The sequence below is a fragment of the Sulfurisoma sediminicola genome (assembly GCF_003865015.1).
Lineage (GTDB): Bacteria > Pseudomonadota > Gammaproteobacteria > Burkholderiales > Rhodocyclaceae > Sulfurisoma > Sulfurisoma sediminicola.
Genome location: NZ_BHVV01000003.1, coordinates 287,711 through 308,748, shown reverse-complemented (window position 1 = coordinate 308,748; position 21,038 = coordinate 287,711). Strand labels below are relative to the sequence as shown.

Genomic DNA, 21,038 nt, shown 5'->3' with positions numbered 1-21,038 from the left:
TGGTCGTCAGGCCACCTAGGTCCGCTACCGCCCTGAGCCGCCATAGGCATTGTGCATTGCAGTGGTTGTGTTTCCCTCTATGCGGCCAGCGTCCCAAACATACTGCTGCCGCTCGTCAGCGTGAGTGTCTTCGCAGTCGTCCCTGATGCCCCCCATACAGACGCGAGGTCGATGTCGCCGCCGATTTGACTACCGCTGTTGCTGTAAAGACGCAGCGTCTCGACCATCGCCTGGAGGTTGTTCATGCCGGCTACGGTGATGGCACCGGCGGATGCCCCGCCGTTCACCGCTACGTCAATCCGTAGGTCCTTGCCGCCATTGACCCGGCTGAACTTCAGATCCTGACTGAAACTATCGAAGGCTGTGGCAAGAGCATGGGTCAGGCCTATGGTCGCCGCAGAGATTTCCAGCACGTCGATTCCAGCCCCAACGACCGCACCGCTCGATTCGCTGATCACGTCACCGAGGCTTGCCCGGTAGGTGTCGGCACCGCTACCGCCGATTAGCTTGTCCGCCCCGGCCCCGCCATCAAGCACGTTGGCTCCGCCATTGCCAATCAGGATATTGGCCAGCGCATTGCCGGTGGCGTTGATGTCGGTGCTGCCCGTGAGGGTGAGATTCTCGATATTGGGCTTGTCGGCCAGGCTGTAGGTGATCGACGCCTGCACGGTGTCGGTACCACCGCCAGCCAGTTCGGTGATGACATCCCCCGCGTCATCGACGACGTAGGTGTCGTTGCCCAGCCCGCCCATCAGGGTGTCGGCGCCGGTCCCGCCGTCCAGGATATTGGCGGCAGCATTGCCGGTCAGGCTGTTGGGCAGCGCATTGCCGGTCAGGTTGAAGGCGACCGCATTGACCAGCGTGCCGTTCTCGACGTTGTCCGCAAGGACGTAGGTGCCGCCTGCCGTGGCGATGCCGATCTTCGCCAGGTCGGTCCCAGCATCGAGGCCTTCGATGATCGCGTCTTGCAGGTGGTCGATGAGATAGGTGTCGTTGCCGGCGCCACCCATCAGGCTGTCGGCACCGAGTCCGCCATCCAGGATGTTGGCGGCGTCATTGCCCGTGAGGGTGTTGGCCAGGGTGTTGCCGGTCAGGTTGAGTTTGGTCGTTGCGGTGGCGCTGGCATCGAGGTTCTCGAGGTTCGCCGCGAGGGTCAGCTTGGTCGCGTTGGTCAGAATGGCGCTGCCGCTCAGGATCAGGGTGTCGGTGCCTTCGTTGAGGTTCTCGGTGATGAGGTCTTCGAGGGCGACCGTCATCGTGGCGCCCGTGCCGACGGTCTTGAGGGCGACCCGGTAGGTGTCGCTGCCTTTGCCGCCCTTGAGGGTATCGGCACCCGCTCCGCCGTCGAGCACGTTGGCGCCGTCGTTGCCGGTGAGGGTGTTGGCCTTGGCATTGCCGGTGGCGTCGATGGCATCGGTGCCGGTCAGCGTCAAATGCTCGACGTTGGCCAGGCCGGCCAGACTCCAGATGACCGAGGACCAGACGGTGTCGATCTCGGTGGCGAGCGTCGAGGTTTCGACGATGACATCCCCTGCATCCTGCACGACGTAGGTGTCGTTGCCCAGACCGCCGGTGAGCGTGTCTGAACCGGCACCCCCATTCAGGATGTTTGCAGCGACATTGCCGTTCAGGATGTTCGCGCCCCCATTGCCGGTGGCGTTGAGGGCTGCCGTGCCGGTGAGCGTGACGTGCTCGGCGCCGGCATACCTGCTCTGGCTCAAGTCGATGCTGATGCTGGCACTGATCCGGTCATCCGTATCGAGATTGCCTTCTTCGTCGATCACGTCGGCGACGTTGTCGACCACGTAGGTGTCGTTGCCGGCCCCCCCCTTGAGCGTGTCCGCACCGCGGCCACCGTCGAGGATGTCATTGCCGGCGCCCCCTTCGAGCGTGTCCGAACCGTCGTTGCCATTGAGGCTGTCATCTCCTGCCAGGCCATACATCGGTTCGGAAAGGAGCGTTCCGGTCAGGATGTCATTGCCGTCGGTACCGGTAATTGCAGCCGCCTGGGTGGTGAAGTCGTACGTCGTCGCGCCGGGATAGGTGTTGCCCGCCAGGTCCTTGATCGCGCCCGCCGGTACGGTGAGGGTGTACTTGGTGTTAATGGCCAGGTCGCTGGTCGGGTTGATCGTCAGCGTAGTGCCGGCAAGACTTATGCGGCTATCGGTGGTCGCCGCATCGAAGGTCTCGATGACGGTTCCGCTCCCGTTCCTCAGCACGATACTGCCCGTCCCTTGTTTGACGGCCTCGTTGAAGGTGAGGACGATATTGGCGTTGGGTGCCACCCCCAATGCATTGTCGGTGGGCGCGAAGTTCGCCACCGCAGGCGCGGTCTTGTCAACGATGAAGGTACCGATCGAAGGGGTGATCACCACCTGGTTGCCGGCTGTATCGGTTTCCCGGATCCGCAGCATGCCGCTCGTATAGGTGCCGGCGGGCATGCCGAAGCTGATGCCGCTACCGTTGGTCCACGTGGTGCCGCCATTGAGGCTGTACTGCCAGGTGGCGCCGCTTTCGAGATTCCCCAGAAGAATCGTTCCCGTGGGGCTGACGCGGCTTGCACGGGCCTGGATCAGCGTTACATCGGCGACTGGAACATTCTGGTACGCACCGACGGTATGAGTCTGTACCCCTGCGATGCTGTCGATCACCGCCATGCCCGCGACGACGCTACCGAATACGGCGTAGCCTGGCGAAGCGGCGCCGGAATAATCAAGGAAGCTGTTATTGACCTGGTTGATATAGAACTGCGAGGTGGCCGAATTGGGATCGGCGGTGCGGGCCATGGCCACGCTGCCGCGCACGTTGAAGAGGCCGTTGTTCGATTCGAGTGCGATCGGGGCATAGGTCGGCAATGCATTCATCCCCGACTCGAATCCTCCGCCCTGGATCATGAAACCCGGTATTACGCGATGGAAGATGGTGCCGTCGTAGAAGTCCTCATTGACGTAGCGCAGGACATTGCTGACGGTAACCGGGGCCTTTGCCGGGTTGAGTTCGAGAACCACGCCGCCCAGGCTGGTATCGAGGCTGACCAGGGTGCTGAAGGATGAACTGATGCTGGGAGCCACTGGCGCCCTGGAATCGATGGCCTGGCTGGCATTGGTCACTGCCACATTAGGGTTGCTTGCCGTTCCCGTAACCGCATTGGCCTTGAGGGTCAGGCTGATGAAGCCAGTGGCGACGTCAGACGTCGGTGTGACGCCGACGGTCCAGGTATTGCCGCTGCCGGAAACCGTGCCGACCGTGCCGTTGCTGATCGTGAAGTCATCCGCCGCGAGGCCGGTAACGGCCTGGTTGAACTTGAACGTGTAGATCAGGTTGGAGGTCGCATTGACTTTACCGGCGATGTTGTCGGTAATCGTGACTGCAGGAGGCAGGTTGACGGCGGCCGTAGCGGCACTCGCTACCGCCTCTGCGGTGCCGTGACCGTCGGTATAACTGGCCCGCACCCGGATGCGTTGGCCGACTTGGGCGGTGCCCAAGGTGAAGGTGGAGGCATTGGAACCAACAATGGGGCTCCAGGTGGTGCCGTTGGTGGAACTCTGCCACTGATAAGCGATGGTGCCGGGGCCGTCGGCATCGGCCAGTGTGTTGGAGGCGGTGAGGGTCTGGCCCAAGGTTGCAGTGCCGCCAACGGCTACTGTTCCTGTCGGAACATCGTTGATATTGGCCACTGCCATGGTGGCACCGCTGGTGGCGGACTCCGCGTTCCCGTGGCCATCGGTGTAGCTGGCAGTCACGGTGATGACGCTTCCGACTTCAGCCTCCGTGAGAAGGAAAGTGCTGGCGGTGGCGCCGCTGATGGCTGCTCCGGCGGCCTTCCATTGGTAGCTGACCGCGCCCATGCCATCGGTGTCGGTCAGCGTGTTGGCGGCGGTGAGGGTCTGGTTCTGGGCGACTGTGCCTGTGATCGTCACGCTACCGCCGGGGGCTCCATTGACTGCGGAAACCGGCGCAGTACTGGCGCTTGTCAGCGACTTGGCGATGCCATAGCCATCGGTATAGCTTGCGAGAACCCTAATCTGCTGACCCACCAGCGTGCCCACCAGCGACAGTTCACTCCCCGTCGACAGGTTCGCCCAACTGCTCCCATCGCTGCTCGCCTGCCACTGGTAGCCGATGGCCCCCAGCCCGTTGGCATCGGTCAGACCATTGCCGGCGGTGAGCGTCTGCCCCTGATTCATGGAACCGGAAACCACCACGCTTCCCACCGGCACCGACTGCAGGAAAATCGAATCGCCGAAGGCCTGCCATTGGCCCGCGACGGCGGTATTCAGGCGAACGTCTATTTCTGCACCCACCGTGGCATTGGTGCCAACGTAGATGTGGAGTCCGTCGGCAGAAATCTGGGCCTGAGAGGCCACCAACGTAGTGCCGGTTCCCTGCGCAAGCAAACTGGCCGCGAAGTTTGCCCCCGCCACCCGGATGCAGTCGCCCGGCGTGAAGTCCATGATCACGTCGCTGCCATTGCCGGTCACGGCGAACTGGAAAGTATCGTTGCCCCCGCCACCAGTAAGCGTATCGTTGCCGGTACCGCCATCCAGCGTGTCATTGCCGTCGCCAGCATCGATGCGATCATTGCCCAGGCCCGTGCTGATCGTGTCGTTGCCCGCACCGCTGACGATCTCGTCATTGGTGGTCCCCACCGAGGCGTTGGTGTTGTCGATGTTGTCATCACCACTGCCGGTGAGAATGACCATCCGCTCAACGCCCGTGATGCTGGTGCCATTCACCGTCTGCGCCGCCCCGCTCGGATTGTTGGTCCAGGTGATACCCACCGTGGCCGCGCTCCAGTCGACGTACAGGGCATCCGTGCCGGCCCCGCCAACGTAGGTGCCGTTGGCGCCCAGACCCAACAACAGATCGTTGTTGCCGGAGCCAGTCATGCTCAGGTTCTGGATGTCGTCCATCTGGACGCCATAGGTGCCAAGGCTGTAGGTTCGCAGGATCAGCTTGTCCGCACCCGTCAGCAAGGCCTGGATCGACGCCATCGTGGAGGTGGAATCCACGCTGGCCATCACGGCATTGGCGGCGGTCAACCCGTTCCAATAGACACTGAACTGGTTGCTCGACGCATCCACCGTCAGCTTGTTGGTACCCGTGCCGCCTTCCACCACGTCAAATTCGTTGTACTGCGACGCACTCAGCGTGATCGTGTCGTCGCCACTGCCACCATAAATAGTGTCGCTGCCACTGCCGGCGTTGATCGTGTCATTGCCATCGCCCCCGTCGATGCGATCATTGCCCAGGCCCGTGCTGATCGTGTCGTTGCCCGCACCGCTGACCACCTCGTCGGGGGTCGTCCCTACCGAGCCGTTGGTGTTGTCGATACTGTCGTTGCCGCTGCCGGTGAGAATCACCATGCGCTCGATCCCGGCAACGCTGTTGCCATTCACCGTCTGTGCCGCCCCGGTCGGGGCGTTGATCCAGGTAATGTCGGTGGCCGCCGCACTCCAGTCGGCGTACAGGGCATCGTTGCCGCCCCCCATCCCGTCGTAGCTGCCCCCGCTGCCTCGGGCAATCAGCAACTCGTAGGCGTTGGCATTACCCTTGATACTCAGGTTCTCGATGCCGTCGAAGACCACGCCGTAGCCAGCACTGTAGGTGTGCGCCCCCAGCTTGACCGCGCCCGTCAGCAAGGCCTGAATCGACGCCATGCTGGAGGTGCCATCCACGCTGGCCAGCGTCACCCCGTTGGCATCAATGCCGTTCCAGAAACTCACCGCATACGTATTGCCTGAAGCATCGATCGCCAGACTGTCCGTGCCAGCGCCGCCGCTGACGGTATCCATCTCGCCAGTGCCAGCAATCAGAGTGATCGCGTCGTCGCCACTGCCACCCAACACCGTGTCACTACCGGAACCAGCGTTGATGGTGTCATTGCCTCCGTAACCATTCAAAACATCGTTGCCGGTTGTGCCCGTAATCGTGTTTGCGTTGTTGTCCGCATAGCCTGTATAGCCGGATGTCAGACCAGTGTATGAAGCAGCGCCGCCAGTATGATCGGCGGGATGGGTGATAGACCAGTTCCACGCGGTAACGAGGTTGTAATTGTCGATGCTGCCACTGGTGCCGACCAACTCCATGGTCTCGATCTGGTTGGTAGCGGTGCCCATGTTCATGATTGTCACAGTGCACAGAGTGGCGCTGGCACTGTGGGCTTCGATGACCAAGTCGGTGCCGATGACGGTGAAGACCGTGTTGGTATGTGTGGCGCCCGGGGTGATCAAGCGCAACCTGTCAGATCCTGAGGCGTCGGTCAGTGTGGCAGTATCAGTGACTGTGCCTCCTGATGGAATATTTACCTCATAGGTATCGTTGTCCGCGCCACCGTCAAGGGTATCGCCGGACTCAGAAGTGCGTAGCAAATCATTGCCTTCCTGCCCATACAAGACATCCAGATCTGCGCCGCCATCCAGAACATCGTCACCGAGTCCACCGTAAAGCGTATCCATACCGGAGCCGCCAAACAGTGTGTCATTGCCGTCTTGCCCGTGCATGTCATCATCGCCTCCGCGACCAGACATGTCATCGTTTCCCCCTTGACCAGTCATGGAATCGGCACTCGAACTTCCGATGAGGTAGTCATCACCCGCCGTGCCAGAACTTAGTCGTGCGATACCCAACTTGTTCAGGGACTCAGGTACGGTAGTCCATGTTCGAAAAGCACCATCAAACTCGGCGATATCGGCTAGCTCGTATGTGTTTGTTTGAGAAAACCAGTTGGTGATGGCTACCGTGACGAATTTCTCACCATTGCTATACACAATAGTCAGCGCATCACTGTCATCGGCGACAGGTTGCACGTGGGGCCAGATGTTGGCGCCGAAAAAGAGTATGTCCTGGCATTCACCTGACGGCCCATCAAGGGTGACATTGAAATTGGTTACGCCATTCCAAGAAGCGTCGGAAAATGCTGGAATCACATAAGCATCGTGTCCTGCGCCACCGTTCATAGTGACCGTGGCCCCTTGGCTCGGAATTGCAATCAATATGTCGTTTCCCGGCCCCGCGTTTGCAGCCACTCCTGCCCCTACACGCAGAAGCTCGTTGTCCGCAGTACCGTCCGTCCCTGTTGGTAGCAGCTCCGCTCCCGGTTTAGTTACCGTGACACCTGCCACTGCTCGGGCAATGGAATCCAGATAACCGTCCATCGAATGCATTTCAAAACCGGGGGGACCGAGCCAAGCGTTATAGCTGTCGTGAATATCGGTTGTAATGTCAATGGGCACTACAATCCCGGGATCAATATTTCCTAGTCTCGGGACAGGATCATCACCGCGCATATCCCCAGTATCGACATGTTCGAACTGAATCACATGGCTTGAATAACTGCTCGTCAGCAGGTCCGGGTGCAACTTGGAAGTATTGCTTGCTACATCAGTGAAATTCGTTAGCGCGGAAAAAAATAGTCCGGCGCCGCCAATCCCAAAGGACCCAGCAGAAACAACTACTGTTGCTTCCAGCACTGGTATGGTCGGCTTAATGGGGTCGACAAGGAAACTTGGTGCCCCAAAGGTGACGACCTGCGTGTCTTGGATCAGTCCCTGAATTTGCGCCTCTGTGTAGCCCTGCAGGCAACTGCTGCTATACACATTGTAGAGTCTGTCACCTGCCCATAGCGGGGATCCAGTGACATTCCAAACATCTTGCACTGCTGGCACAAAGAGATCAGCGAAGGCTGCCTGCGCCGCTGCGCCGCCTAAGCTATGCCCTGTGATTAGTAGTTCGACATGTTTGCCATTGGCTTTTGCATTCAAGGCTTGCGCAATCGCTTCGGCAAACACGTACCGAACTTGTTCGTAGTAATAACTGAAGCCAAATTGACTGCCGTTATTCCACAGCCAATCACGCGGGTCCTCAGTCATTGAATCGGACCCACGAAACGTTACTGCAAATTGCACCGTACCGTCAGGCATCTCCCTGGAAGCAGCAAAGGCATATGCGTTGTTTACGTCTTCATTGAAAACTTGGCCGCGATCTACCACCATTGCCGGCAAACCAGGCTTGGCCAATCCGCCACCAACGTCCAGCAGGTGCGAGGGATCCCGTAACGGAGCCCACCCTAGTTCGCTTAACTTGTTTCGGATCTGAAAAGGCTGTAAGTACGCCACATTTGACAGTTCCGCTGCGGCCAATGTCCGAACCAAGTCGTAGTTTGGTTGTTGCTCCGCAACGGACAGCGTGGTACTCGCCAGGGTTCCAGGATACGTATCTGCAAGTGCATAGGGCGTTTGAACAGGGCCTGTGGTGGCTTCCAGACTCCAATTCCCACCCAGCGCCACTGCCCCCGTCAGATCCGTCGACGCCGCTACATCCGCCCCCGTCGCCTGCGCCAAGCTCCCAATGAACTGAACCCCAGTATCACCGGCGCCCACTCCGCACCCATAGAGCAATAGGTCGCCCGTTTCCGTCAGCGCACTGCCGATAGTCGACAGCTGGGAGCCATAGTCATTGAGGTTGCTTTGCGACAGCGCCGTGTCGCCCAGATACAGCGTTCCCGAACTGCCATGGGAAATGATATGGATGGCGTCAACGCCAGTGCGCCCATGAAGGCTCGCAACTATTTGATCCAGTCCGGCCGAAGCGCCATCGATGATGAAAATTTCGGTGCCGGATGGCATGCCCGCGAGGAGCGAGTCGATATCGGCGACGCGCCAATCGACGAAGACTATGGAATTGCCCATGCATCCCCCTCTGGCGCAATCTCCCCTGATGGCGCCGCTTGTCATCAAATCAACAACTCTGCCCTTGAACTTGGGCAGCTATTCTGATGATACCGGTTTCCGCTGAATCCCATTCCACCGATATGGATATCTATGTTCGATCAAGCTTGCTCAAGCCAAGTCAAAAGTCGTAGCGCCATTAGGGATGGCAGCAAGTTTACCGATAGGGGTCGCTCGATGATGGCCCGAATCCGGAGCTTCAACGAATGGATCTGGCTGGCTGCGGATGTTGCCAGGATCGGTCACCATCGTCCGCTTTGGCCGGTCGGACTCCGCACCAGATTACCGAGTCCTAAAGCAAAGGCCCCGACCTTTCGGTCGGGGCCTTTGTGAGATGCACTGCCGGAAAAATCAGGCCGCGGGGGCGGGAGCGGTGGGTGCCGCGCCGGGCGAACTGTCGCCGGAGGAAGGCTTGGCCGGTGCAGAGGCCGGCTTGGGCGCGCGCGGCGGCTTGCCGTCCATGATGTCGTTGATCTGGTCGGCGTCGATGGTTTCCCATTCGAGCAGCGCCGCGGTCATGGCCTCGACCTTGTCGCGGTTCTCTTCGAGCAGGCGACGCGCCAGGGCGTACTGCTCGTCGAGGATGCGGCGGATCTCGGCATCGACCTTCTGCAGCGAAGCCTCCGACATGTTCTTGTGGGTGGTGACCGAGCGGCCGAGGAAAATCTCGCCCTCCTCCTCGCCATAGACCATCGGGCCGAGGCTGTCGGACATGCCCCACTGCGTCACCATGCGCCGCGCCAGGTCGGTGGCGCGCTGGAAGTCGTTGGAGGCACCGGTGGTCATCTGGTTCATGAACAGTTCTTCGGCGATGCGGCCGCCGAAGAGGACGGTGATGGTGCTGAGCAGGCGCACGCGGTCCTGGCTGTAGCGGTCCTCGGTCGGCAGCTGCATGGTCACGCCGAGCGCACGGCCGCGCGGGATGATGGTGACCTTGTGCACGGGGTCGGTCTTGGGCAGCAGCTTGGCGACGACGGCATGGCCGGACTCGTGGTAGGCGGTGTTCTTGCGCTCCTCCTCGGGCATGACCATGGAGCGGCGCTCGGCGCCCATCATGATCTTGTCCTTGGCGCGCTCGAAGTCTTCCATGTCGACCAGGCGCTTGTTGGCGCGGGCGGCGAACAGCGCGGCCTCGTTGACCAGGTTGGCGAGGTCGGCGCCGGCGAAACCGGGGCAGCCGCGCGCCAGCACGGAGGCATCGACGTCCGGCGCCAGCGGCACCTTGCGCATGTGCACCTTGAGGATCTGCTCGCGGCCGCGGATGTCGGGCAGCGGCACCACCACCTGGCGGTCGAAGCGACCCGGGCGCAGCAGCGCGGGATCGAGCACGTCGGGGCGGTTGGTGGCGGCGATGACGATGACGCCGACGTTGGCCTCGAAGCCATCCATCTCGACCAGCAGCTGGTTGAGCGTCTGCTCGCGTTCGTCGTTGCCGCCGCCCAGCCCGGCGCCGCGCTGGCGGCCGACCGCGTCGATCTCGTCGATGAAGATGATGCAGGGCGCGGCCTTCTTGGCCTGCTCGAACATGTCGCGCACGCGCGCCGCACCGACGCCGACGAACATCTCGACGAAGTCGGAACCCGAGATCGAGAAGAACGGCACCTTGGCCTCGCCGGCGATGGCGCGGGCCAGAAGTGTCTTGCCGGTGCCGGGCGAGCCGACCATCAATACCCCGCGGGGGATGCGGCCGCCGAGCTTCTGGAACTTGGAGGGGTCGCGCAGGAAGTCGACCAGCTCGGACACTTCCTCCTTGGCTTCCTCGCAACCGGCGACGTCGGCGAAGGTGACGGTGTTGCTGTTCTCGTCGAGCATGCGCGCCTTGCTCTTGCCGAAGGAGAACGCACCACCCTTGCCGCCGCCCTGCATCTGGCGCATGAAGAAGACCCAGACGCCGATCAGGAGGAGCATCGGGAACCACGAGACGAAGATGCTCATGAAGAAGGACTGCTCTTCCTCGGGCTTGGCGACGACCTGGACGTTGTACTTGAGCAGGTCGGAGACCATCCACAGGTCGGCCGGCGCATAGGAGGTGATCTTCTTGCCTTCGGTCGTGGTCGCGTCGAGGGTGCGCCCCTGGATCAGCACCTTGGTGATCTGGCCCTGACGCACCTGCTCGAGGAACTGGGAATAGTCCATCGTCGTCTGCGCCGTCTGACGGGTGTTGAACTGGTTGAACACCGTCATCAGCACGATGCCGATCACCATCCACACCGCGAGATTTTTGAACATGTTATTCAAGGGCTTGCCTCATCACGTTAGCCGAGTCGGTCGATTCTAGAGACGTTTCGAACTGCCTGCAAACTATCATTATCCGCGTTTCTTGCGTCCCAGCAGGTAGGTTTCGGCGCTGCGGTCGCGCGACGCCGCCGGCTTCTTGACTTGCACGGTCTCGAAGAGTTGCATCGCCTCGTCGCGCAATTGCATGAATCCGGCCCCCTGGAACACCTTCACCAGCATGTCGCCGCCCGGCTTCAGGTGCGCACGGGCGAACTCCAGCGCCAGTTCGGTCAGGTACATCACCCGCGCCTGGTCGGTGGCGGCAATGCCCGACATATTGGGGGCCATGTCGGAAAGCACAAGGTCGATGGGGCGTCCGCCGAGGCTGGCCACGAGCCTGGCCAGCACCTCGTCCTCGCGAAAGTCGCCCTGGATGAACTCGACGCCCGGCAGCCCGTCCATTTCGAGCAGGTCGAGGGCGATCAGCCGCCCGCCGGGCTGGATACGCTTCGCCGCGTACTGGCACCAGCTGCCGGGCGCGGCGCCGAGATCGACTACCGCCATGCCGGGCTTGAGCAGCCGGGCCTTCTCGTCGATCTCCATCAGCTTGAACGCGGCACGGGCACGCCAGCCCTCGGCCTGAGCGCGCTGCACCCACGGGTCGTTGATGTGCTGGTGTATCCACACCTGGCTCTTTTTGTGACGCTTGCTCTTCTGGGTCAATGGCTTATCCGGGTAAAATAGGTCGCTATGATCGAACTTGCGCAAGAACAGCGCCGCGCCCTGCGCGCCGCCGCCCACCACCTGAATCCCGTCGTCAGCATCGCCCAGAAGGGCCTGACCGCGACGGTGCTCAAGGAAATCGACAACTGCCTCAAGGCGCACGAACTCATCAAGGTGCGACTGTACGGCATCGAGCGCGCCGACCGCGACGCGCTCTTCGCCGAGATCTGCACCGCGCTGGATTGTGCCCAAGTGCAGCATATCGGCAATCTGCTCGTGCTGTGGCGCGAGAAGACCGCAGACGACGAAAAGTCGGCGCCGGCGACACGGCGCGGCGGCAAGCCGCTGACCAAGAAGCAGGCCGCGGCCGCCAGCGAGCGCCGCCGCCGCGTCGTCAAGAAAACCAGGCTGGAGGCAGCCAAGCGCTAACGCACCAGCCGCCGCGACACGTGCAGGAGCGCGGCCGCCAGGAACCTCATGCCGCTATTCGTAGCGGACGTCGAGGATTTCGTATTCGCGCTTGCCGCCGGGCGTGTGCACTTCGGCGACGTCGCCCGCGTACTTGCCGATCAGCGAACGTGCCACCGGCGAGTTGAGCGAAATCTTGCCCTGCTTGATGTCGGCCTCGTCGTCGCCGACGATCTGGTAGGTCACGGGATCGCCGCTGTCCATGTCCTCGAGTTCGACCGTGGCGCCGAACACCACGCGGCCGTCGGCATCGAGCGCCTTGGGGTCGATGATCTGGGCGTTGCCGAGCTTGCTCTCGACCTCCTGGATGCGCCCTTCGATGAAGCCCTGGCGCTCCTTGGCGGCGTCGTACTCGGCGTTCTCGGAAAGGTCGCCGTGCGAGCGCGCCTCGGCGATGGCGGCGACGACAGCGGGCCGATCCACGGACTTCAGGCGCTTCAGTTCTTCGCGCAGCAGCTCGGCGCCGCGCAGGGTCAGGGGAACCTTGCTCATTGCAATTCCGTATGCAGCGCCTGCAGCGAGTAGGTCTCGAGGCCAGCGTGGCGCATGCCCTCGCAGGCGGCGAGTCCGCCTTCGACCGTAGTGTAGAGGGTGACCTTCGCCGCCAGCGCCGACGTGCGGATCGAGCGCGAATCCGCGATCGCTGTGCGCTTCTCGTCGACGGTGTTCACGATGAAGGCGATCTCGTTGTTCTTGATCATGTCGACCACGTGCGGACGGCCCTCGTTGACCTTGTGCACCGGCGCCACCGGAATGCCGGCGTCACTGATCGAGGCCGCCGTGCCACGCGTCGCGACCAGCGTGAAGCCGAGCGCATGCAACTGGCGGGCCAGTTCGACCGCCTTGGTCTTGTCGGCGGGCTTGACGCTGATGAAGGCTTTGCCGTGCTTGGGGAAATGCGTTCCCGATGCCACCTGCGACTTGACGAAGGCCTCGCCGAACGTCCGGCCCACCCCCATCACCTCGCCGGTCGATTTCATCTCGGGGCCGAGGATGGTGTCCACGCCCGGGAATTTGATGAAGGGGAACACCGCCTCCTTCACGGAGTAGTAGGGCGGGATCACTTCCTTCGTCACGCCCTGGTCGGCGAGGCTGCGCCCGGCCATGCAGCGCGCGGCGATCTTGGCCAGCGGCAGGCCGGTTGCCTTGGAAACGAAGGGCACGGTGCGCGAGGCGCGCGGATTGACTTCCAGCACATAGACGACGGCATCATCGCCGCGGCCCTGGATGGCGAACTGCACGTTCATCAGGCCGACGACGTTGAGGCCCTTGGCCATCATCTCGGTCTGGCGACGCAGCTCGTCCTGGATTTCCGGACAGAGCGTATGGGGCGGCAGCGAGCAGGCCGAGTCGCCCGAGTGCACGCCGGCCTGTTCGATGTGCTCCATGATGCCGCCGATGATGACCTGCCTGCCGTCGGACAACGCATCGACGTCGACCTCGGTGGCGTCGTTGAGGAAGCGGTCGAGCAGCACCGGAGAATCGTTGGAGACCTTGATCGCGTCGCGCATGTAGCGCTCGAGATCCTTCTGCTCATGGACGATTTCCATGGCGCGGCCGCCGAGCACGTAGCTCGGCCGCACCACCAGCGGGTAGCCGATCTCGGCGGCCAGGCGGATGGCGTCGGCCTCGGTGCGCGCGGTGCGGTTGGGCGGCTGCTTGAGGCCGAGATCGTGCAGCAGTTTCTGGAACCGCTCGCGATCCTCGGCGGCGTCGATCATGTCGGGCGAGGTGCCGATGATGGGCACGCCGTTGGCCTCGAGCTCTCGCGCGCGCTTCAGCGGCGTCTGGCCGCCGAACTGCACGATGACGCCGACCGGCTTCTCGACATGAACGATCTCGAGGATGTCCTCGAGCGTCAGCGGCTCGAAGTAGAGGCGGTCCGAGGTGTCGTAGTCGGTGGACACGGTCTCGGGGTTGCAGTTGACCATGATGGTCTCGTAGCCGTCCTCGCGCATGGCGAGAGCCGCATGCACGCAGCAGTAGTCGAATTCGATGCCCTGGCCGATGCGGTTGGGCCCGCCGCCGAGCACCATGATCTTCTTCTTGTCCGAGGGCCGCGACTCGCACTCTTCCTCGTAGGTCGAGTACATGTAGGCGGTCGAGGTGGCGAACTCGGCGGCGCAGGTATCGACGCGCTTGAAGACGGGGCGGATGCCGAGGCTCTGGCGACGCTCGCGCAGCGCGGTCTCGGTCGCGCCGATCAGGTTGGCGATGCGCCGGTCGGAGAAGCCCTTGCGCTTCAACTGCCGCAATTCGTCGGCGCCGAAGTTGTCGAGGGGGCGGCCGGAAATCGCGCCTTCGATTTTGACGATCTCCTCGATCTGCACCAGGAACCAGGGGTCGATCTTGGTGAGATTGAATATCTCGTCGAAGGTGAAGCCCGAGCGGAAGGCCTGGCCGAGGTACCAGATGCGTTGCGCCCCGGGGTTGGCCAGCTCGTGGGCGATTTCCTCGCGCTCGGCCTGGATTTCATCGAGGCCGTAGACACTGACCTCGAGGCCGCGCAGGGCTTTCTGCAGCGACTCCTGGAAACAGCGCCCCATGGCCATGACCTCGCCCACCGACTTCATCTGCGTCGTCAGGCGGTCGTTGGCGGTCGGGAACTTCTCGAAGGCGAAGCGCGGCACCTTGGTGACGACGTAGTCGATCGAGGGCTCGAACGAGGCCGGCGTGGCGCCGCCGGTGATGTCGTTCTTGAGCTCGTCGAGGGTGAAGCCGACGGCGAGCTTGGCCGCGATCTTGGCGATGGGGAAGCCCGTCGCCTTCGAGGCCAGCGCCGAAGAGCGCGACACCCGCGGGTTCATCTCGATGACGATCATGCGGCCGTCGTCGGGGTTGATCGCGAACTGCACGTTGGAGCCGCCGGTGTCGACGCCGATCTCGCGCAGCACCGCGATGCTGGCGTCGCGCATGATCTGGTATTCCTTGTCGGTCAGCGTCTGCGCCGGGGCGACGGTGATCGAGTCGCCGGTGTGCACGCCCATCGGGTCGAAGTTCTCGATAGAGCAGACGATGATGCAGTTGTCGTGCCTGTCGCGCACGACCTCCATTTCGTATTCCTTCCAGCCGAGCAGCGATTCCTCGATCAGCAGTTCCTTGGTCGGACTGGCCTCGAGGCCGCGCTTGCAGATCTCGACGAATTCTTCCGGATTGTAGGCGATGCCGCCGCCGCTGCCACCCATGGTGAAGGACGGCCGGATGATGGACGGGAAGCCGAGCGCGGCCTGCACCTGCAGCGCCTCCTCCATGCTGTGGGCGATGGCCGAGCGCGCCGAGCCCAGCCCGATCTTGGTCATGGCCTGCTTGAACTTCTCGCGGTCCTCGGCCTTGTCGATCGCCTCCTTGGAGGCGCCGATCATCTCGACGCCGTACTTTTCCAGCACGCCGTGCTTGGCGAGGTCGAGCGCGCAGTTGAGCGCGGTCTGGCCGCCCATGGTCGGCAGCACCGCGTCGGGGCGCTCCTTGGCGATGATGTTCTCCAGCACCTGCCAGGTGATCGGCTCGATGTAGGTCACGTCCGCCATGTTGGGGTCGGTCATGATCGTCGCCGGGTTGGAGTTCACCAGGATGACCTTGTAGCCCTCTTCGCGCAGCGCCTTGCAGGCCTGGGCGCCGGAATAGTCGAACTCGCAGGCCTGGCCGATGATGATCGGGCCGGCGCCGATGATGAGGATGGAATGGATGTCAGTTCTTTTTGGCATGTTCCATCATTCCGATGAAGCGGTCGAACAGGTAGGAAACGTCGTGCGGGCCGGGGCTCGCCTCGGGGTGGCCCTGGAAGCACAGGGCGGGGCGGTCGGTCCAGGCCATGCCCTGCAGGCTGCCGTCGAACAACGAGACGTGGGTCACTTTGACGTTGGCCGGCAACGTGGCGGGATCGACGGCGAAGCCGTGGTTCTGGCTGGTGATCATCACCTGGCCGCTCTCCAGGTCTTTCACCGGGTGGTTGGCGCCATGGTGGCCGAATTTCATCTTGAGCGTCCTGCCGCCCGCGGCCAGGCCCATCAGCTGGTGGCCGAGGCAGATGCCGAAGGTCGGCAGTTTCGTGTCGAGCAGTTCGCGGATCGCCGCGATCGCGTAGTCGCAGGGCTCGGGGTCGCCCGGTCCGTTCGAGAGGAAGACGCCGTCGGGCTTGAGCGCAAGCACGTCCTTCGCGGGGGTCTGCGCCGGCACGACCGTCAGCTTGCAGCCGCGCTCGGCCAGCATGCGCAGGATGTTGCGCTTGACGCCGAAGTCGTAGGCGACGACATGGAACTTGGGATTGGCCTGCGGCACGTAGCCCTTGCCGAGGCGCCACTCGCCCTCGGTCCACTCGTAGGGCGTGTCGACCGAGACGACCTTGGCCAGGTCCATGCCGGCGAGGCCGGGGAAGGCCCGGGCCTGGGAAATGGCCGCGGCGGCGTCGAGATTCTCGCCGGTCATCAGGCAACCGGCCTGCGCGCCCTTCTCGCGAAGGATGCGCGTGAGCTTGCGGGTGTCGATGTCGGCGATGGCGACGATGTTCTCGGCCTTGAGATAGGCATCGAGGGTCTGTTCGGAACGGAAGTTCGAGGCCACCAGCGGCAGGTCGCGGATCACCAAGCCGGCAGCATAGACCTTCGGCGCCTCGCAGTCCTCGCGATTGACGCCGACGTTGCCGATGTGGGGGTAGGTCAGGGTGACGATCTGCCGCGTATAGGACGGATCGGTCAGGATTTCCTGGTAGCCGGTGAGCGCGGTGTTGAATACCACCTCGCCGACGCTGCTGCCGGCGGCGCCTATACCTTTGCCCCGAAATACCGTTCCGTCTGCGAGTGCGAGAAGGGCAGGCGGAAACATCTGGGACACGGTCGGGCTCCTGGTCAGCGCATCATCCGGAAAGGCACGGGGCGCTCGACGTGTCAGGACGCCCCGGCAAACTTTTCAATTATACCGTGACGCAATGCAGCAGGCAAATTCGACAGCGAATGCGGCTTATCTCAGCCCGAGAACGTCCTGCATGTCGTAGAGGCCCTTGGCCCGGCCGCGCATGAAGCGCGCGGCGCGCAGGCTGCCCAGCGCATAGGGCATGCGGCTGGCGGCCTTGTGGCTGATCTCGACGCGCTCGCCCGTACCGGCGAACAGCACGGTGTGGTCGCCGACGATGTCGCCGCCGCGCACCGTGGCGAAGCCGATCTGGGCCGCCGGCCGTTCGCCGGTATGGCCCTCGCGCCCGTACACCGCACACTCGGCGAGGTCGCGGCCGAGTGCGGCGGCGACTACCTCGCCCATGCGCAGCGCGGTTCCCGATGGCGCATCGACCTTATGGCGATGATGGGCCTCGATCACCTCGACGTCGTAGCCTTCGTTGAGGATGCGCGCCGCCACGTCGAGCAGCTTGAACACGGCATTGACGCCGACCGCCATGTTCGGCGCGAAGACGATCGGGATATCGCGCGAGGCGTCCTGAATGGTCAGTTTCTGTTCGGTGGTGAAGCCGGTGGTGCCGATCACCATGTGCACCCCGCGCTTGCGGCAGACGGCGAGATGTTCCAGCGTCCCCTCAGGCCGGGTAAAGTCGACCAGGCAGTCGGCCTGCGCCAGCGCGGCCTCGACGTCGGCGCCGATCGCCACGCCGCAGGGCTGGCCGACCAGCTCGCCGGCATCCTTGCCCAGCAGCGGGTTGCCCGGCTGCTCCAGCGCCGCGGCGAGGCGGGCATCGTCGGCCGCGAGCACGACCTCGATCAGGGTGCGGCCCATGCGGCCGCCGGCGCCGGCGATGGCGAAACGTATCGGTTGCATGCGTTGCCTCTTACTTCTTGTCGGCGGGGGGGATTTCGATGACGCGGCTGGGCGGCGGGACGGCCTGCGGCCCCTCGAGCCAGCCGTCGCCGGCGACGACGTCGCCGGCCAGGCGTGCGAGCTTGTTGTCCTCGAAGATCACGGTCAGGCGCCGACGCTGCACCTCGCCCTTGCCTGGCTGGAGCATGTAGACGTAGTCCCAGCGGTCGGTATGGAACATGTCGGCCACCAGCGGTGAGCCCAGGATGAACCTGACCTGGTCCTTGGTCAGGCCCGGCTTGAGCTGGGCGACCATTTCCTGGGTGATGACATTGCCCTGCTGGATGTCGATGCGGTAGGGCTGCGGCGTCGACACGCTGGAACAGGCCGCCAGCAGGAGCGGCAGAAGGATGGCGAGAACTCGGATCATGGTGCATCGCTGAATGACAATAAGAAACTATATCATTAGCAGACACCAACCGACCGACTGCAGCGATGACCCAATCCGACAACCTCAAGAGCATGGGCCTCAAGGCCACGGGCCCGCGCATCAAGATTCTCGAGCTGTTCCAGAAGGCGCAGGAAAATCCGGACAGCCGTCACCTGACGGCGGAGGACGTCTATCGCCTGCTGCTGGCCGAGAACATGGACGTCGGCCTTGCCACCGTCTATCGCGTGTTGACCCAGTTCGAGCAGGCCGGCCTGCTCAAGCGCCACTTCTTCGAATCCGGCAAGGCGGTGTTCGAACTCGACGGAGGCCATCACCACGACCACCTGGTCTGCCTGCAGTGCGGTCACGTCGAGGAGTTCTACGACGAGGAAATCGAGAAACGCCAGGCCCGCATCGCCAAGCAGCACGGTTTCGCCGTGCGCGATCACGCGCTGATGCTCTACGTCGATTGCCAGAAACCCGACTGTCCGCACCGCAAGGCGCGCTGAGACAAGCATTCCATGCTCGAAGCCTTCCTGACCTCGACGGTGCTCGTCGCCGTCGCCGAGATCGGCGACAAGACCCAGCTGCTCTCCTTCGTCCTCGCCGCCCGACTGCGGAAGCCCGGCGCCATCATCGCCGGCATATTCGTCGCCACCGTGCTCAACCACGCGCTGGCCGGCTCGGTCGGCGTCTGGCTGGCGCAAATGATCTCGCCGCAATGGCTGCCCTGGATCACCGGCATGGTGTTCATCGCCTTCGGCCTGTGGACCCTGCATCCGGACTCGCTCGACGACGATCCCAAGATGCACAGGGCCGGCGCCTTCGTCACCACCACCATCGCCTTCTTCATCGCCGAAATGGGCGACAAGACGCAACTCGCCACCGTGGCGCTCGGCGCGCAATTCCAGGGCGTGCTGGTCGCCGTGGTCATGGGCACCACCGTCGGCATGATGCTGGCCAACGTGCCGGCCGTACTGATCGGGGAAAAACTGGCGCAGCGGCTGCCGCTGACCACCATCCGCTGGATCGCGGCCGCTTTGTTCATCGCCACTGGCGCCCTGACCATCTGGGGCGCACCTGGCCTCGCGCGGTAGTTCCGGTCAGCGATTTCCGCCGGTGATGTCCAGCGCGACGGCCTCGGCGACCTCGATGCCGTCGACGCCCGCAGACAGGATGCCGCCGGCGTAGCCCGCACCCTCCCCCGCCGGGTAGAGCCCCTTGACGTTGAGACTCTGAAAATCCTTGCCGCGCGTCATGCGCAGCGGCGACGAGGTGCGCGTTTCGGCGCCGGTGAGCATGGCGTCCGCCATGGCGAAACCGTGTATCTGCCGGTCGAAGGCCGGGAGCGCCTCGCGGATCGCCGCGATGGCGTAGTCGGGCAGCGCGGTCGACAGGTCGGTGAGCTTGACCCCTGGCTGATAGGACGGGATGACCTCGCCGAACGCTTCGCTCGGCCGCCCCTCGAGAAAATCGCCGACGCGCTGGCCCGGTGCATCGTAAGTGCCGCCGCCGAGCTCGAAGGCGCGCTGCTCCAGCCTGCGCTGGAAGGCGATACCCGCCAGCGGGTCGCCGGGCGTGCCGCCGAAGTCCTCGGGGGAGATGCCGACGACGATGCCGGCATTGGCGTTGCGCTCGGCGCGCGAATACTGGCTCATGCCGTTGGTGACGACGCAGCCGGGCTCCGAGGTCGCCGCCACGACCTGGCCGCCGGGGCACATGCAGAAGCTGTAGACCGAACGGCCGTTCCTGGCGTGATGCACCAGCTTGTAGTCGGCCGCGCCCAGCAACTTGTTGCCGGCCTGCCTGCCGAAGCGCGCGCGGTCGATCAGCGATTGCGGGTGCTCGATGCGAAAGCCGACGGAGAAGGGCTTGGCCTCCATGAACACGCCGCGCGCGTGCAGCATGGCGAAGGTGTCGCGTGCGCTGTGGCCCAGCGCGAGGACCACGTGGTCGGCGCGTATCTCCTCGCCGCCGGCGAGCACCACGCCCCGCACCTGGCCATCCTCGATCCGCAATTCTTCGACGCATTGCTGGAAACGGATCTCGCCGCCCAGGCTCTCGATTTCCGCGCGCATCTTCTCGACCATGCCGACGAGGCGGAAAGTGCCGATGTGCGGCTTGGCGACGTAGAGAATCTCTTCCGGCGCGCCGGCCTTGACGAATTCGGTGAGCACCTTGCGGCTGAGGTGGCGCGGGTCCTTGATCTGGCTGTAGAGCTTGCCGTCGGAAAAGGTGCCGGCGCCGCCTTCGCCGAACTGCACGTTCGAATCCGGATGCAGGATGTGCTTGCGCCAGAGGTCCCAAGTGTCGCGCGTGCGTTCGCGCACCTCCTTGCCGCGCTCGAGGACCAGCGGCCGAAACCCCATCTGCGCCAGGATCAGCGCGGCGAAGATGCCGGCCGGGCCGAAGCCGACGACGACGGGGCGCAAGGACAGGCCGGCCGGCGCTCTGGCCACGACGAACTGGTACTCCATGTCCGGCGTCGGCCGCACATGCGGGTCGTTGCGAAAGCGCTTGAACACGGCGGCCTCGTCGGCGAGTTCGAGGTCGAGGCTGTAGACGAACTGCAGGGCATCGCGCTTGCGCGCGTCGTGGCTGCGCTTGTGGATGTGCAGCCGCCGCAGGTCGGCCGGACCCAGCCGAAGGCGGTGCAGGATGGCGGCGGTCAGTTGTTCCGGCGAATGCTCGAGGGGCAGCCGCAGATCGGTCAGGCGCAGCATGGCGGG

The 21,038-nt window shown here is 63.5% G+C and carries 12 protein-coding genes; 3 read left to right on the top strand and 9 right to left on the bottom strand.

Annotated elements, in window-relative coordinates; genetic code table 11:
• Positions 1-77 precede the first annotated feature (77 nt).
• From EJE94_RS07805 to EJE94_RS07795, 3 genes are all read right to left on the bottom strand, one after another.
• Positions 78-8,690: a DUF4347 domain-containing protein gene (locus tag EJE94_RS07805; RefSeq protein WP_165904781.1), complete on the bottom strand. Its 8,613-nt coding sequence runs from the start codon at positions 8,688-8,690 to the stop codon at positions 78-80.
• Positions 8,691-9,080: 390 nt separating this feature from the next.
• Positions 9,081-10,967: an ATP-dependent zinc metalloprotease FtsH gene (gene ftsH / locus EJE94_RS07800; RefSeq protein WP_121242352.1), complete on the bottom strand. Its 1,887-nt coding sequence runs from the start codon at positions 10,965-10,967 to the stop codon at positions 9,081-9,083.
• A 69-nt stretch (positions 10,968-11,036) separates the two neighbouring features.
• Entirely contained in the window at positions 11,037-11,669 is a 633-nt protein-coding gene (locus EJE94_RS07795; protein ID WP_121242353.1) for an RlmE family RNA methyltransferase, read from the bottom strand.
• A gap of 27 nt (positions 11,670-11,696) precedes the next feature.
• Between EJE94_RS07795 and EJE94_RS07790 the strand changes: the two genes are divergently transcribed.
• A complete protein-coding gene (locus EJE94_RS07790; protein WP_121242354.1) occupies positions 11,697-12,098 on the top strand; it encodes a YhbY family RNA-binding protein in 402 nt (133 codons plus the stop codon).
• A gap of 54 nt (positions 12,099-12,152) precedes the next feature.
• On the opposite strand, the gene greA is transcribed toward EJE94_RS07790, so the two are convergent.
• The 5 genes from greA to EJE94_RS07765 form a co-directional block, all read right to left on the bottom strand.
• Positions 12,153-12,629 carry a transcription elongation factor GreA gene (gene greA, locus EJE94_RS07785; RefSeq protein WP_121242355.1) on the bottom strand — a complete coding sequence of 159 codons (477 nt, stop codon included), beginning with the start codon at positions 12,627-12,629 and terminating at the stop codon, positions 12,153-12,155.
• Entirely contained in the window at positions 12,626-15,841 is a 3,216-nt protein-coding gene (gene carB / locus EJE94_RS07780; RefSeq protein WP_121242356.1) for a carbamoyl-phosphate synthase large subunit, read from the bottom strand. The genes greA and carB overlap by 4 nt, the downstream gene beginning before the upstream one ends.
• Positions 15,825-16,958, bottom strand: coding sequence for a glutamine-hydrolyzing carbamoyl-phosphate synthase small subunit (gene carA, locus EJE94_RS07775; RefSeq protein WP_121242357.1), 1,134 nt, complete (start codon positions 16,956-16,958; stop codon positions 15,825-15,827). Before carA ends, carB begins: the two co-directional genes overlap by 17 nt.
• Before the next feature lie 135 nt (positions 16,959-17,093).
• Positions 17,094-17,900: a 4-hydroxy-tetrahydrodipicolinate reductase gene (gene dapB, locus EJE94_RS07770; RefSeq protein ID WP_207855808.1), complete on the bottom strand. Its 807-nt coding sequence runs from the start codon at positions 17,898-17,900 to the stop codon at positions 17,094-17,096.
• Positions 17,901-17,910: 10 nt separating this feature from the next.
• Entirely contained in the window at positions 17,911-18,309 is a 399-nt protein-coding gene (locus EJE94_RS07765) for an outer membrane protein assembly factor BamE (protein ID WP_121242358.1), read from the bottom strand.
• Positions 18,310-18,374: 65 nt separating this feature from the next.
• On the opposite strand from EJE94_RS07765, the gene fur reads away from it, so the two are divergent.
• Together fur and EJE94_RS07755 are read left to right on the top strand one after the other, a co-directional pair.
• Positions 18,375-18,818, top strand: coding sequence for a ferric iron uptake transcriptional regulator (gene fur, locus EJE94_RS07760; RefSeq protein ID WP_121242359.1), 444 nt, complete (start codon positions 18,375-18,377; stop codon positions 18,816-18,818).
• Positions 18,819-18,830: 12 nt separating this feature from the next.
• Entirely contained in the window at positions 18,831-19,406 is a 576-nt protein-coding gene (locus tag EJE94_RS07755) for a TMEM165/GDT1 family protein (protein WP_121242360.1), read from the top strand.
• 6 nt (positions 19,407-19,412) lie between these two features.
• On the opposite strand, the gene EJE94_RS07750 is transcribed toward EJE94_RS07755, so the two are convergent.
• Positions 19,413-21,032, bottom strand: a complete 1,620-nt coding sequence (locus EJE94_RS07750; protein ID WP_121242361.1) for an NAD(P)/FAD-dependent oxidoreductase — start codon at positions 21,030-21,032, stop codon at positions 19,413-19,415.
• Positions 21,033-21,038: the final 6 nt, after the last annotated feature.

Coding starts and splice junctions, on each gene's coding strand:
- EJE94_RS07805 (WP_165904781.1), bottom strand. CDS start 8,690: ATGGGCAATTCCATAGTCTTCGTCGATTGGCGCGTCGCCGATATCGAC.
- EJE94_RS07790 (WP_121242354.1), top strand. CDS start 11,697: ATGATCGAACTTGCGCAAGAACAGCGCCGCGCCCTGCGCGCCGCCGCC.
- greA (WP_121242355.1), bottom strand. CDS start 12,629: ATGAGCAAGGTTCCCCTGACCCTGCGCGGCGCCGAGCTGCTGCGCGAA.
- carB (WP_121242356.1), bottom strand. CDS start 15,841: ATGCCAAAAAGAACTGACATCCATTCCATCCTCATCATCGGCGCCGGC.
- carA (WP_121242357.1), bottom strand. CDS start 16,958: ATGTTTCCGCCTGCCCTTCTCGCACTCGCAGACGGAACGGTATTTCGG.
- dapB (WP_207855808.1), bottom strand. CDS start 17,900: ATGCAACCGATACGTTTCGCCATCGCCGGCGCCGGCGGCCGCATGGGC.
- EJE94_RS07765 (WP_121242358.1), bottom strand. CDS start 18,309: ATGATCCGAGTTCTCGCCATCCTTCTGCCGCTCCTGCTGGCGGCCTGT.
- fur (WP_121242359.1), top strand. CDS start 18,375: ATGACCCAATCCGACAACCTCAAGAGCATGGGCCTCAAGGCCACGGGC.
- EJE94_RS07755 (WP_121242360.1), top strand. CDS start 18,831: ATGCTCGAAGCCTTCCTGACCTCGACGGTGCTCGTCGCCGTCGCCGAG.
- EJE94_RS07750 (WP_121242361.1), bottom strand. CDS start 21,032: ATGCTGCGCCTGACCGATCTGCGGCTGCCCCTCGAGCATTCGCCGGAA.